The organism is Stenotrophomonas capsici (assembly GCF_034961085.1).
GTDB classification, from domain to species: Bacteria; Pseudomonadota; Gammaproteobacteria; order Xanthomonadales; family Xanthomonadaceae; genus Stenotrophomonas; species Stenotrophomonas capsici.
Window position 1 is genome coordinate 1 of sequence record NZ_JAYFUH010000226.1, and the last position, 13,177, is coordinate 13,177.

The window sequence follows — 13,177 nt, forward strand, 5'->3', positions numbered from 1 at the left end:
TGGAGGTGAGCATCCCGCAGGCCGCCATGCTGCGTCGCGCGCGTGGCTACGTGGATCCCTCCAACTGGGATGCCGGCATCAACGCCGCCTCGCTGGGTTACAGCTTCAATGTCTACCAGCAGAAGATGCGCGGCAACGCCGCCGTCACCCGCGGCTACCTTGGCGTGAATGCCGGTTTGAACGTGGGGGGCTGGCGCCTGCGCCATGACGGCTCCTACAGCTTCGACACCCGGGGCCAGCGCGACTACCAGGCCATGGCTACCTATGCCAAGCGCGAGGTGGCGGCCTTGTCGGCCGAGCTGACCCTCGGCGAGGCCTTCACCAGCGGTGACCTGTTCGATTCGGTCGGTTTCCGTGGCGTGCGCCTGGAAGCCGACGACCGCATGCTGCCCGAATCGCGTCGCGGCTACGCGCCGACCGTGCGTGGCGTGGCCAACAGCAATGCCAGGATCACGATCCGTCAGGGCGGCTCGCTGATCCACGAGACCACGGTGGCACCGGGTGCGTTCGAGATCGATGATCTCTACGCCACCGGTTACGGCGGTGACCTGGAGGTCACCATCCAGGAAGCCGATGGCAGCCAGCGCATGTTCTCGGTGCCGTTTGCCGCAGTGCCGTTGTCGTTGCGCCCAGGGGTGACCCGCTTCAGCGCCACGATGGGTGAGCTGCGCCAGCATCAGGGCCGCGATGAGCCGTTGTTCGCGCAGGGCACCTGGCAGCGTGGCCTGTCCAACCGCGTGACCGGCTACGCCGGCGTCACCGCCGCGCCGGACTATGCCGCCGGCATGGTGGGCGTGGCCCTGAACACCCGCCTCGGCGCGGTGGGCGCTGACGTCACCCAGTCCTCCACCGTCCTGGCCGATGGCAACGCGGTGCGCGGGGCCAGCTACCGGCTGAGCTATGCACGCGACATCGCCGCCACCGGTACCCACGTCGCGATCGCGGCGTACCGCTACTCGACCGGCGGCTTCTATGGCCTGGGCGAAGCGATGCAGGCACGTGAGGCCGAACGCCACAGCGATGTCTGGGCACCGCAGCGCCAGCGCAATCGCGCCTCGCTGAGCATGGGGCAGCGCCTGGGCGAGCGCCATGGCCGCCTGCATGCCACCGCGTCGCTGTCCGACTACTGGAACCGGCCCGGCTCGGACGTGAACTACTCCTTCGGCTACAGCGGTTCGCTGGGGCGGATGAACTACGGCATCTCGGCCAATCGCCAGCACAGCGCCGATGGCCGCGCCGATACCCAGTACTATGCCAGCCTGACGGTGCGGCTGGGCAGCGCAGGCCGGTCCCGGACCCTGAGCAACAACCTGTCCTACAACGATGGCGGTCGCTCGCGTGCGCAGAGCACCCTGTCCGGCACCGTGGGCGAGGAGAACCAGCTGTCCTACGGCCTGTCGCTGGCACATGCACGCGGCGGCGACATCGACAGCACCTCCGACCTCAATGCCAACCTGATGTACCGCGCTGGCAAGGCCGACCTGCAGGCCAGCATGGCGGTGGGCAGCCACCACTCGCAGGCATCGGTGGGCGCGCGCGGCGCGGTGGTGATCCATGCCGATGGCTGGACGCTGTCCCAGCCGCTGTCGGAAACCTTCGGCATCGTCGAGGTGCCCGATGCGAAGGGCGCGCGCCTGCTCAACGCCGCCGGCGTCAAGGTGGACGGGCGCGGCTACGCGGTCATCCCGTACCTGACCCCGTACCGCGCGAACACGATCAGCATCGACCCGAAGGGCCTGTCCACGGACGTGGAACTGAAGCTCAACAGCCAGCAGGTCACTCCGCGCGCCGGTGCCGTGGCGAAGGTGCGCTTCGCCACCGAGTCCGGGCGCTCTGCGGTGCTGGAAGTACGCCGACAGGACGGTTCGGTGCTGCCGTTCGGCGCCAATGTCATCGACGAGGATGACCGCGAAGTCGGCGTGGTCGGGCAGGGCGGTCGCATCTTCGTGCGTGGCCTGCGCGAGACCGGCACGTTGACCGTGCGCTGGGCCGATGATGCGCGCGCGCTGTGCCGCATCGACTATCACCTGCCGGCACGCGGCAAGGACGAGGGCATCCAGGTGGTGCCGGGCCAGTGCGTCACGCAGGTGGCCGATCTGCGCGAGGACGACGCCGCGCCGGTGTGGAACTTCGTCAGCGGCGAGTGAGCCGCGCCACGGATTGCGCCTGCACGTCGCAGCAGGCCCGCCGGCGCTTGCACGCGCTTGCGCGGCGGGCTGGCCACTGACATAGAATCGCCCCAGCACATGGTCCCCATGTGTGCCGATGGGTGCACCCTTCAAGGGCGGAACCGGCCGGCGGGCGGTGGTCGTTGGAGGGGGTGGCGTGGACAGCTTCAGGATCCGGGTGGTACTGGCCGACGATCATCCCGGGATGATCGCCGGCGTGCGGCATGAACTGTCTTCGGTATCGACCATCGAACTGGTGGGGACGGCCGGTGATTCGACGGCACTGATGGCCTTGCTGGCCGAAGTGCCGTGCGACGTCGTGGTTTCCGACTACGCCATGCCTGGCGGCGAGGTGGGCGACGGCGTGGCGCTGTTCGGCCTGATGCGGCGTCGCTTCCCGGACGTGAAGCTGGTGGTGCTGACCATGCTGGACAACCCGGCGGTGCTGCACACGCTGGTGACCCAGGGCGTGCAGTGCATCGTCAGCAAGTCCGATGCGATCACCCACCTGGTGCCGGCCATCCATGCCGCGCGCACGCAGGGCCGGTACTTCTCGCCGAGCATCGAACGGGTGGTGAGCGGCGTCGACTGGAACCGCCGCAGCCGCAACCCGGACGGCGTGCTGAGCCAGCGCGAAGCGGAAGTGGTGCGGTTGTTCGCGTCGGGGCTGACCGTCAACGAGATCGCCGAGCGCCTGCATCGCAGCAAGAAGACCATCAGCACGCAGAAGGCCAAGGCGATGGAGAAGCTGGGCGTGGAGCGTGACGTGGACCTGTTCCGTTACGCGATGGAGAATGGTCTGGTCGCACCGGCATCGTCGGGCGGCGTCGACCCGGCCGTGGAATGAGTGCGGCCCGCATGTCCATGGCGTGAGCCACGACGACGCGGCACACGCAGTTTCTTTTGCAAGGATGCACGCACGAAGATCACGCTTTGAACGGCGGATGATGCCTTGCGTGCATCAATTCAGACCTGTCCTATCGGCCGCCTGGCCGGTTTCGGACCTGGGCGCTTACATCGTTGTGCGCCCGCACATACATTTAATTAACAAATTGTGCCGGAACAACCAACGGGTCGGTCCAGGCACACGACGATGCCCGCGCGTGCCTGCACGGTGCATCGGCCCGCCTACCTTCACCACTCTGACCATCATGAAACCACTCAGCCTCAGGGTCGTCATCGCGGACGATCATTCCGCCGTCCGTGCCGGCATCCATCACGTGATCGAAGCCTCCGGTGGCGCATCGATCATGGGTACCGCGCGCAATTCCAGCGAACTGCTGGAGCTGCTTGGCCGGGTGGAGTGCGACGTGTTGATCACCGGCTACGCGATGCCCGGTGGCCGGCACGGTGACGGCATGTTTCTGTTCCGGCTGATCCGCCAGCGCTTCCCCGAGCTGCGCATCGTGGTGCTGACCATGCTGGACAACCCCGGCATCGTGCACTCGCTGCTGAAGCTGGGCATCACCTGCATCCTCAGCAAGTCCGACTCGATGAGCCACCTGATGCCGGCCGTGCACGTGGCCTACGCCGATGGCCGCTACCTGTCGCCGACCATCGCCGAGGTGGCCGATTCGATCACCACCAGCCGCGCGCAGATCCATGCATTGAGCGGACGCGAGCTGGAAGTGATCCGGCTGTACGTATCGGGCATGACCGTCAACGAGATCGCCGAGCGGCTCAACCGCAGCAAGAAGACCATCAGCAGCCAGAAGGGTGCGGCCATGCTCAAGCTCGGCCTCAAGCGCGACCTGGACCTGCTGCGTTACGGGCTGGAGTCGGGCCTGGTCGGCGGCGACGCGCGCATGGCGGTACAACGGGCGCACTGAGGCACGCATCGCTTTGGTGGGCTTGTAAAGGACGCTTGACAGAGGCCGGGCCCGCACTGCAGGATGTGTCAAGCATCCTTTACAGGGCAGGACCATGCGCCAGACACGCACTTTCATGCGTTCCCGTGCCAACCCGCGCGTGGGGCAACGGCCATGAGCCGCCCTGCGTTGTCATGGTGGCTGCTGGGCAGTGGCGCGGTCCTGCTGCTGGGCGGCGTGCTGCTGCAGCAGTTGCTGGCGGCGCTGGTCAACGCACGCGCGGCCGGGGTGCTGGCCGGGATCGGCCTGGGCCTGTTGATCGCCGGCGTGCTGCGCCGGTTGATGCCGGCCGGCTGCGATGCCGCCACCCCGACCCTGCGCCGTCGCTACACCCGTGAAGTGGTCGTGGCCATGCTCGGCTACGTGGTGTTGCTGTGCCTGTCGATGTACCTGCTGCGTGGCGCCGAAGGCGCCGGGCTGCGCGCATTGATCGCACTGCTGCCGGTACCGCCGATCGTGCTGGTGCTGCGCGCGATGGTCCGCTACATCCGCGACGTCGATGAAATGCAGCAGCGCATCGAACTGGAAGCGGTCAGCGCCGCCACCGCGTTCGTGTCGCTGGTCTACCTGACCGGGGGCTTCCTGCAGTCGGCCAAGGTCATCGACGTGCCGTCCAACGTGGCGATGATCTGGGTGTTCCCGCTGGTCTGCCTGTCCTACGGCCTGGCCAAGGCCGTGGTCGCACGGCGCTACCACTGAGGCCGGGATGGAGAACCGTCTGCGCGAACTGCGCGAAGCCAGGGGCTGGTCGCAGGGGGAACTGGCCGAACGCCTGGAGGTGTCGCGGCAGACGGTCAATGCGCTGGAGACCGGCAAGTACGACCCCAGCCTGCCCCTGGCGTTCCGCATCGCCCGCGTGTTCGAGCAGAAGATCGAGGGGATCTTCTTCCCTGATGTCACATAGCCGGCCATGCTGCGTCTGGTGATGCAGCAGGTCCAAATCCACGCTTTCAACCGAGAGGGGCTGTTCCGATGATGTCCCGCACCATCCGTACCACTGTCCTGGGCATGGCCGTCGCCGGCGGCCTGCTGGGATGCAGTGCCTCCCCACCCGATGCCGCTCCCGCCAAGGGCATGGTGCTGGGGTCACTGGCGTTCAAGCCGTGCAGCCTGGACTCGACGTTCGGCCGCGCCAGCCTGGAGGCGCAATGCGCCACGTTGCAGGTCCCGGAGGACCGGGCCAACCCGCAGGGTCGCCGGATCGCCCTCAACATCGCCTGGCTGGCACCGGAGAAGGAAGGCAACTTCAAGCCCGACCCGGTGTTGTTCCTGGCCGGCGGCCCCGGCCAGTCGGCGGTGGACAGCTACCCGATGCTGGACCCGGCCTTCACCAAGGTGCGCGAGCAGCGCAACGTGATCCTGGTCGACCAGCGCGGCACCGGCGACTCCAACCTGCTGGCCTGCGCCGACAGCGAAGGCACCGACGTGTCGGCCGCGGCCATGGGCGCGCATGCGGCCGCCTGTGCGCGCACGCTCTCGCAGAAGGCCGACCTGCGCCACTACACCACCACCGACGCGGTCGCCGACCTGGAGGACGTGCGCAAGGCCATCGGCGCCGAGCAGATCAACCTGATCGGCGTCAGCTACGGCACCCGCGTGGCCCAGCAGTACGCCATGCGCCACCCGCAGCAGACGCGCAGCATCGTGCTCGACTCGGTGGTGCCCAACAGCCAGCCACTGGGCAACATCTTCGCGCGCAACCTGGACGATGCGCTGGCCAAGCAGTTCGCCCAGTGCACCCTCACGCCTTCGTGCAAGGACGCCCTGGGCGACCCGCGCGCCGAACTGGACGCGCTGCTGGCACGCCTGCGCGCGCAACCGGTCAGCGTCACCTACCGCGATGCGGCCACCGGTGAGCAGAAACAGGGTGAGTTGAACGCCGACCTGGTCGCCGGGCTGGTGCGCATGTACGCCTACATGCCCGCCGCCGGCGCGCTGCTGCCCAAGCTGATCCACGAAGCCAGCGCCGGCCGTTACGAGAACCTGATGGCATTGGCGCAGATGCTGCAGTCGGACATGAGCCAGAGCATGGCCATGGGCATGCAGCTGTCGGTGGTCTGCAGCGAGGATGCCGACAGCATGGTCGCCACCGCCGGCGACGAGCACACCGTGCTCGGCAACCGCATGGCCGAAGGCCTGGCCGCGATGTGCGCGGTGTGGCCCAAGGGCAAGGCCCCGGCGGATTTCCACGCACCGCTGGCCACGCAGGTGCCGGCACTGGTGCTGGAAGGCGAGTTCGACCCGGTCACGCCGCCGCGCTATGGCGAGGAAGTGGTCAAGCACCTGCCCAATGGCCGCCTGTTCGTGCTGCGCGGGCAGGGCCACAACGTGATCGGTGCCGGCTGCATGCCCAAGCTGTTCACCGAGTTCATGGACAAGGCCGATGCGCGCGCGCTGGATGCGAGCTGCCTGGACAAGATCAACTACGTGCCACCGTTCACCAGCTTCAATGGCTGGGAACCGTGATCTCGACGCATCACTGAGGAATCCGCTTACATGATCGTTGCAGAACGACTCCGCAAGACCTTCCCCGGCAGGGGCAAGGACAAGAGCCCGGTGATCGCCGTGGACGAGGTGGGCTTCACCGCGCGCGATGGTGAGATCACCGGTCTGCTCGGCCCCAACGGTGCCGGCAAGACCACCACGCTGCGCATGCTCTATACCCTGATGACGCCGGAGAGCGGCCGCGTGCTGGTCGATGGCGTGGACCCGGCGGTGGACCCGGACACGGTGCGCCGCAACCTGGGCGTGCTGCCCGACGCGCGGGGCGTGTACAAGCGCCTGACCGCGCGCGAGAACATCGACTATTTCGGCGAGCTGCACGGCATGTCGGCCACCGACATCGCCGCGCGCACCGCGCGGCTGGCCGCCGCGCTGCAGATGGAGGACTTCCTGGACCGCGCCACCGAGGGCTTCAGCCAGGGCCAGCGGACCAAGACCGCTATTGCCCGCGCGCTGATCCACGACCCGCGCAACGTGATCCTCGACGAGCCGACCAACGGCCTGGACGTGATGACCACCCGCGGCCTGCGCGGTTTCCTCAAGGAGCTGCGCGAAGAGGGGCGCTGCGTGATCTTCTCCAGCCACATCATGCAGGAGGTGGCGGCGCTGTGTGACCGCATCGTCGTCATCGCCCATGGCCGGGTGGTGGCGCAGGGCACTCCGGACGAGCTGCGCGAGCATGCGCACGAGTCCAACCTGGAGGATGCCTTCGTCAAGCTGATCGGCAGCGAGGAGGGCCTGCACGCATGAACCGGACCGGATTCCTGGGCTGCATGATCACGGTGATGCGCAAGGAGCTGCGCGACTTCGCCCGTGACCGCCGCACCTTCCTGCTCACCCTGCTGACCGCACCGCTGCTGTACCCGCTGATGTTCCTGGGCATGAGCAAGCTGACCAGCCTGCGCACCGAGAACCAGCTGGACAAGGATCTGGCCCTGCCGGTGGTCGGCATGGCGCAGGCGCCGAACCTGGTGGCCTTCCTGGCCAGCCGCGGCATCAACGCCACCGAGGCGCCGAAGGACATCGAGGCCCGCATCCGCGCGCAGAAGGACGACGTGGCGCTGATCATCGATCCGGACTTCGCCGAGGATTGGCATGCCGGCAAGCCGGCCAAGGTCGACGTGCTAGCCGACACCACGCGCCGTACCAGCGACGTGCAGGTGATGCGGCTGAAGACCACGCTGGGCGAGTACAGCCAGTCGGTGGGGGCGTTGCGGCTGTTGGCGCGCGGCGTGGATCCGAAGGTGGCCGCGCCGGTCAACGTCGGCACGCGTGACCTGGCCACGGCCGAGGCCAAGCGTGGCATCTTCCTGTCGATCGTGTTGCCGCTGGTGCTGATGCTGTCGGCCTTCATCGGTGGCTCGCACCTGGCGATGGACACCACCGCCGGCGAACGTGAGCGGCAGTCGCTGGAGCCCCTGCTGGCGACGCCGGCGGCGCGTGGCGCGCTGGTCAGCGGCAAGATGCTGGCCGCGGTCACGGTCGGGCTGGTGTCGATGCTGCTGATCCTGCTCTCCTTCAAGCTCAGCGCCAGCATGGGCACCGGCGCGGCCACGTCGCTGGACGTGAGCTTCGCGGCGATGGGCAAGCTGCTGACCATCCTGCTGCCGCTGGTGGTGATCGGCACCGCGCTGCTGACCTGCCTGGCGGCCAGCGCCAAGAGCATGAAGGAAGCACAGAGCCACATCGCCTGGCTGATGATGCTGCCGATGCTGCCGGGTTACGCGCTGATGGCCTATCCGCTGAAGGACACCCAGCTGTGGCAGTACGCGGTGCCGTTCCTGTCGCAGAACCAGATGCTGGTGAAGGTGACCCGTGGCGAGATGCCGTCGGCCACGCAGTGGGTGGTGTACCTGCTGGCCTCGCTGGGCCTGGCGCTGGTGTTGTGGGGGATCGCGGTGTGGCGTTACCGCCAGGAGCGCCTGGCGATCTCGGGTTGATCGACCCGCAGTGCGATGCAGAAGGCCCGGCGAATGCCGGGCCTTCTGTTTGGTGGGCAGCGGTCGGCACGGCACTGCCCGGGACGTGGTGTGGCGCGATGTCGGCAGGGCAGGCCCCATCGCTTCCGGATCACCGGTGCGGCTGCAGCCCTGTCGGCACCGCATCCGCGCGTCGCCGGCACGATCACCGCACGGGGCAAAACGCAGAAGGCCCGGATCGCTCCGGGCCTTCGTCGCCATCATGCACCTGCGGGCTTACTTGTTCGGTGCGAAGGCCAGGGTGCGGCGGGTGGTGACCGGGCTGCCCATCGGCTCGAACTTCCAGCGCCTGACCGCGGCCAGTGCTTCGCGGTCGAACACGCGCGCCGGGGTGGCACGCAGGATGCGGGCGTCGGTGACCGAGCCGTCGGTGCCGATGGTCAGTTCCACCAGCACTTCGCCGGAGGTGCCCGAACGCAGTGCATCGGCCGGGTAGCGTGGGGCCGGGGTGCTGACCGCGCGAAGGGTCGGGGCGGCGGGGGCCGCGGCCGGCTTCGGCGCGGCGGCAGCGGCGGCGGCCGCCTGGGCGGCGCTGCGCTGCTCGGCCTCGCGGCGGGCGGCGGCCTGGCGTTCGGCCTCCAGTCGCTCGCTTTCCTTGCGCGCGGCTTCCTGGCGGGCGGCCAGCTGCTGGGCGGCCGAGGCTTCGGCGGCCTGCTGCTGGGCCAGGCGCTGCTGCTCGACCTGCTGCTTGGCGCGGTTCTCGGCGTCACGCTTGGCCTTGTCGGCTTCGTCGGTGGTGCGGCGCTCGGCGACCTGGATGCCGCTGGTCACGCCCTGCTTCAGGCGCGGCAACGCCGGTGCGCTGGGGTCGACCTTCTCCACCAGCGCGATCAGGCGCTGGGCTTCGGTGAAGTCCTCGCGGGCCAGCGCCTGCTCGGCGGCGATCAGGGTGTAGGGCTGCAGGTCGGTCAGTGCGCTCTTGATCGAGGCATCGTCGGGCAGCTTGTCGCGCAGGGCCAGGTAGTACTCCATCGCGTTGTCACCGGCCGGGGCGTACATGCGGTTCTCGCGCAGCGCGGCACTGGCGGCATCGCGCAACGTGCCGGTGTCCATGCCCTGCACCTTCTCCGAGGCGGCCTTGTCGGCCGCGGCCGCCTGCGCGGCGGCGGCCGGAGCCGCGGCGGTATTGGCGGCGGCAGGCGCGGTTTCATCCGGTCCGGAACAGGCGGCCAGCGAGGCCAGCAGAACGACGGGTGCCAACAGGCGCAGCCTGCCTTGCTTCGTGACGTACGACATCAAACATCCCCTTGAATCGACGAACGTGGACGGCCGTGCCTGATGGGCGAGAAGGCGCGGCGTTTCCCAAAGCCGCGGCGGCCGACAGTGAAGCGCGAATCTAGCATCGCTGAACCGGGCTGCGGTGCCAGAAAATTGTGACAGGGTGAAAAAGTGATGGGCGTCACATTGTGGCGCCCATCGGGGGTACTCAGTGCGCGGCCGGCTTGGCGTGGCCGTTGCTCATCAGCTTGTCGGTCCAGGCAATGCCGATCGCCGACAGGATGAACACGCAGTGGATGATGGTCTGCCACATCACGCCGTCGGCGGTGAACTTGGAGCACAGCTCGCCGGCCTCGGTCAGCGCCTTGGTGCACAGCGGCGCCCCGACCTGGCTGGACTCGATGAAGGTCTTGAGCAGGTGGATGGAGGAGATGCCGATGATCGCCATGGCCAGCTTGACCTTCAGCACCGAGGCGTTGACGTGGCTCAGCCACTCCGGCTGGTCCGGGTGGCCGTCCAGGCGCAGCCGCGAGACGAAGGTTTCATAGCCGCCGACGATCACCATCACCAGCAGGTTGGAGATCATCACCACGTCGATCAGGCCCAGCACGATCAACATGATCTGCTGCTCGGTCCAGGTCTGCGCGTGGGTGATCAGGTGCCACAGCTCGTTGCCGAACAGGTACACGTAGACGCACTGCGCGACGATCAGGCCCAGATACAGCGGCAACTGCAGCCAACGCGAGGCGAAGATCAGGGACGAGAGCGGGCTCAACGGTTTGCGGTCGGACATGAAAGGGATGCTGCGTTGCGGAAAGCGCGCAGGTTAACGGGCGCCCCCACACGCTGCCAAGCGGTGTGCCTCGGTACACTCGGTGTCAGTCCCGATGGAGGCGTGTTCATGATCGACCTGCACTACTGGCCCACCCCCAATGGCCACAAGATCACCCTGTTCCTGGAGGAGGCGGGCCTGGAATACCGCATCCACCCGGTCAACATCGGCAAGGGCGACCAGTTCCAGGCCGAGTTCCTGGCCATCTCGCCGAACAACAAGATGCCGGCCATCGTCGACCATGCCCCGGCCGACGGCGGTGCGCCGCTGAGCGTGTTCGAGTCCGGCGCGATCCTGCTGTACCTGGCCGAGAAGACCGGCCGTTTCCTGCCCACCGACCTGCGCGGCCGAGCCGCGACGCTGGAATGGCTGTTCTGGCAGATGGGCGGGCTGGGCCCGATGAGCGGGCAGATGGGGCACTTCAACGTGTATGCGCCCGAGCGCATTCCCTACGCCATCGAGCGCTATGACAGCGAGGTGCGCCGCCTGCACCGGGTGATGGACAAGCGGTTGGAGCAGTCGGCCTACCTGGCCGGCGACGACTACGGCATCGCTGACATGGCCAGCTACCCGTGGATCGGTGCCTACGCCAAGCTGCCGGTGGATTTCGACGCCTTCCCGCACCTGCGCCGCTGGCACCAGGCCATCGCCGCACGCCCGGCTACCCAGCGCGCCTATGCGATCGGGCCGACCGTGAACCCGCAGGCCGGGCAGCCACTGAGCGAGGAAGAGAAGCGGCACCTGTTCGGGCAACGCTGAGCCCGGCCAGCGTTGCCCGTGGCATGGCCCCGCCGCCGCGGGGCCATGCTCACCAGGCCAGCGGCCGTGCTTCCTGCTTCCAGAACAGCCAGCGGCGCAGTTCGCGGCGCGGGTGGGTGCCGACCTGCTCGGGGCGGGCGTCGGTCGAGGCCAGGTCGAGCAGGTGCAGCGTGCCCGAATGGCTGCCCACCGCCAGCGTGCGGCCGTCCGGTGAGGTGGCCATGGCGCTGATGGTGCTGCCGACGTGCTGCTTCCACAGCACGGTTCCCGCGCTGTCCACCGCACGCAGGTAGCCATAGGCGTCGCCGAGCACCAGCCCTTCCGGCAGCGGTGCGCTGGCATAGACGCGCGCACCGGGCTCGATCACCCGCACCGCCGGGTGGTCTTCATAGAAGTCCGTGTCGATCTGGGCCAGCGCCGCGACCTCCACGCCGATGGTGGCGCCGTTGTAGAAGTGGCAGGCATTGAGCGCGACGTGCCGGCCATCGGCGAAGAACGCCGCATGGTGCGGGTATTCGCCGTGCGGGCCGACCTCGCTGACCGGCGTTCCGTGGCCGTCGAAGATGCGATGGCGGCCGTCCTGGTGGCCGCAGGCGATCCAGTTGCCGTCGGGCGACACCGCCGCATGCACCATGTCCAGGCGCACGCCGTAGGGGTCGTCTTCGCCGGCGGCCTCTTCCAGTTCACGGGCGGCAGGCAGCAGGCGCTGGATGCCGGTGGCACTGCACAGGAACACGCCGCCGGCCTGCACCACCACCACGCGCTGGCCATCGTTGAACGGCACCAGCTGCTGCACGGTGGCGTCGTCTTCGGCCAGCGCGGCCAGGACGGACGGCAGCCCTTCCTGGCCGGTGGGTAGTGGCAGCACCGCGACCGGGGTGTCGTCGGCGCCGTGGACCAGTGCGATCCGGCCCTCGCGGAGCAGGGCCAGCACCCGGCCATCCGGGCTGCTGCCGAACATCTGCAGGTCCGGCTCCGGGGTGACTTCCAGGCCCTGCAGGCGCAGCACCTGGCCGGGTTCATACCAGGTGCCGGTGCGGATCAGCAGGCTGCCATCGGCACGCCAGGCCAGCGCGCCGAATCCCTGGCCGTTGTCTTCCAGCAAGGGGTTGGTGGCCTCGTGCAGGGGTGGCCACTGGCTGCGCAGGCGGGCAATGGCCGCCTCGCTGCCTTCGGCATTGGCGGCACGCAGCTGCTGGCGCAGTTCCGGCAGCAGTGCCGACAGCGCCGGCGGGTCATCGGGTTCGCCGATGCCCTCCCAGCCGCAGGCGTCGCCCTCGGCGATATAGGCGTTGAGATGGTGGGCGTAGGAATGTACGGCGTCGTGCCATTGTTGTTGCGGGGTTGCGTCGGCCATGACCGTGGGAAGCTCCATGTGAATGCAGGACTTTTGGCCCCGGCACTGTAGAGGCAGCTCCGTTAGGATGGCGCGATCCGTGATGCCTTCGACAGGAATCCCATGCGTCCCTTGTTCCTTGCCCTTGCCATGATGTGTGCCATGCCTGCAGTCGCCCAAGCCGAAAAACTCACCCTGGAGGCCATCACCGGCAATGCACCGCTGACCGGCCCGACGCTGATGAAGCCCAAGGTGGCCCCCGATGGTTCGCGGGTGACCTTCCTGCGCGGCAAGGACAGCGACCGCAACCAGCTGGACCTGTGGGAATACGACATCGCCAGCGGCCAGACCCGGTTGCTGGTGGATTCGAAGGTGGTGCTGCCCGGCGAGGAAACCCTCAGTGATGCCGAGAAGGCGCGCCGCGAGCGCCAGCGCATCGCCGCGCTGAGCGGCATCGTCGACTACCAGTGGTCGCCGGACGCGAAGAGCCTGCTGTTCCCGCTGGGCGGCGAGCT

12 protein-coding genes and 1 pseudogene are annotated in these 13,177 nt (G+C 68.2%); 10 read left to right on the plus strand and 3 right to left on the minus strand.

What is annotated here, in order from left to right; all coding sequences use genetic code 11:
• From VA603_RS11715 to VA603_RS11750, 8 genes are all read left to right on the plus strand, one after another.
• On the plus strand, positions 1–2,147 hold a 2,147-nt coding region (locus VA603_RS11715; RefSeq protein WP_323438957.1), incomplete at its 5' end, for a fimbria/pilus outer membrane usher protein.
• A 178-nt stretch (positions 2,148–2,325) separates the two neighbouring features.
• Complete coding sequence (locus VA603_RS11720) at positions 2,326–3,015, plus strand: LuxR C-terminal-related transcriptional regulator (protein WP_207911791.1); 690 nt, start codon at positions 2,326–2,328, stop codon at positions 3,013–3,015.
• Positions 3,016–3,319: 304 nt separating this feature from the next.
• A complete protein-coding gene (locus tag VA603_RS11725; RefSeq protein WP_192287030.1) occupies positions 3,320–3,997 on the plus strand; it encodes a response regulator in 678 nt (225 codons plus the stop codon).
• A gap of 153 nt (positions 3,998–4,150) precedes the next feature.
• Complete coding sequence (locus VA603_RS11730; RefSeq protein ID WP_313253523.1) at positions 4,151–4,735, plus strand: hypothetical protein; 585 nt, start codon at positions 4,151–4,153, stop codon at positions 4,733–4,735.
• A 7-nt stretch (positions 4,736–4,742) separates the two neighbouring features.
• The gene (locus VA603_RS11735; RefSeq protein ID WP_132863762.1) at positions 4,743–4,940 is read left to right on the plus strand and encodes a helix-turn-helix transcriptional regulator; all 198 of its coding nucleotides are present in this window, start codon (positions 4,743–4,745) and stop codon (positions 4,938–4,940) included.
• A gap of 71 nt (positions 4,941–5,011) precedes the next feature.
• Positions 5,012–6,502 (plus strand): alpha/beta hydrolase, encoded by a 1,491-nt coding sequence (locus tag VA603_RS11740; protein ID WP_132866097.1) that lies wholly within the window; start codon positions 5,012–5,014, stop codon positions 6,500–6,502.
• 30 nt (positions 6,503–6,532) lie between these two features.
• Positions 6,533–7,288 carry an ABC transporter ATP-binding protein gene (locus tag VA603_RS11745; RefSeq protein WP_323438958.1) on the plus strand — a complete coding sequence of 252 codons (756 nt, stop codon included), beginning with the start codon at positions 6,533–6,535 and terminating at the stop codon, positions 7,286–7,288.
• Entirely contained in the window at positions 7,285–8,478 is a 1,194-nt protein-coding gene (locus VA603_RS11750; RefSeq protein WP_132863758.1) for an ABC transporter permease, read from the plus strand. Before VA603_RS11745 ends, VA603_RS11750 begins: the two co-directional genes overlap by 4 nt.
• Positions 8,479–8,733: 255 nt before the next feature.
• On the opposite strand, the gene VA603_RS11755 is transcribed toward VA603_RS11750, so the two are convergent.
• Complete coding sequence (locus tag VA603_RS11755; protein ID WP_132863757.1) at positions 8,734–9,753, minus strand: energy transducer TonB; 1,020 nt, start codon at positions 9,751–9,753, stop codon at positions 8,734–8,736.
• Between the two features lie 190 nt (positions 9,754–9,943).
• Positions 9,944–10,528 carry a TIGR00645 family protein gene (locus VA603_RS11760; protein ID WP_323438959.1) on the minus strand — a complete coding sequence of 195 codons (585 nt, stop codon included), beginning with the start codon at positions 10,526–10,528 and terminating at the stop codon, positions 9,944–9,946.
• 108 nt (positions 10,529–10,636) lie between these two features.
• Between VA603_RS11760 and VA603_RS11765 the strand changes: the two genes are divergently transcribed.
• Complete coding sequence (locus tag VA603_RS11765; RefSeq protein WP_132863753.1) at positions 10,637–11,326, plus strand: glutathione binding-like protein; 690 nt, start codon at positions 10,637–10,639, stop codon at positions 11,324–11,326.
• A gap of 49 nt (positions 11,327–11,375) precedes the next feature.
• Here VA603_RS11765 and VA603_RS11770 read toward each other — a convergent pair whose 3' ends face one another.
• Entirely contained in the window at positions 11,376–12,683 is a 1,308-nt protein-coding gene (locus VA603_RS11770) for a WD40 repeat domain-containing protein (RefSeq protein ID WP_323438960.1), read from the minus strand.
• Positions 12,684–12,785: 102 nt separating this feature from the next.
• On the opposite strand from VA603_RS11770, the pseudogene VA603_RS11775 reads away from it, so the two are divergent.
• A pseudogene (locus VA603_RS11775) lies at positions 12,786–13,177 on the plus strand (S9 family peptidase); the annotation flags it as partial.

Coding starts and splice junctions, on each gene's coding strand:
- VA603_RS11725 (WP_192287030.1), top strand. CDS start 3,320: ATGAAACCACTCAGCCTCAGGGTCGTCATCGCGGACGATCATTCCGCC.
- VA603_RS11730 (WP_313253523.1), top strand. CDS start 4,151: ATGAGCCGCCCTGCGTTGTCATGGTGGCTGCTGGGCAGTGGCGCGGTC.
- VA603_RS11735 (WP_132863762.1), top strand. CDS start 4,743: ATGGAGAACCGTCTGCGCGAACTGCGCGAAGCCAGGGGCTGGTCGCAG.
- VA603_RS11740 (WP_132866097.1), top strand. CDS start 5,012: ATGTCCCGCACCATCCGTACCACTGTCCTGGGCATGGCCGTCGCCGGC.
- VA603_RS11745 (WP_323438958.1), top strand. CDS start 6,533: ATGATCGTTGCAGAACGACTCCGCAAGACCTTCCCCGGCAGGGGCAAG.
- VA603_RS11750 (WP_132863758.1), top strand. CDS start 7,285: ATGAACCGGACCGGATTCCTGGGCTGCATGATCACGGTGATGCGCAAG.
- VA603_RS11755 (WP_132863757.1), bottom strand. CDS start 9,753: ATGTCGTACGTCACGAAGCAAGGCAGGCTGCGCCTGTTGGCACCCGTC.
- VA603_RS11760 (WP_323438959.1), bottom strand. CDS start 10,528: ATGTCCGACCGCAAACCGTTGAGCCCGCTCTCGTCCCTGATCTTCGCC.
- VA603_RS11765 (WP_132863753.1), top strand. CDS start 10,637: ATGATCGACCTGCACTACTGGCCCACCCCCAATGGCCACAAGATCACC.
- VA603_RS11770 (WP_323438960.1), bottom strand. CDS start 12,683: ATGGCCGACGCAACCCCGCAACAACAATGGCACGACGCCGTACATTCC.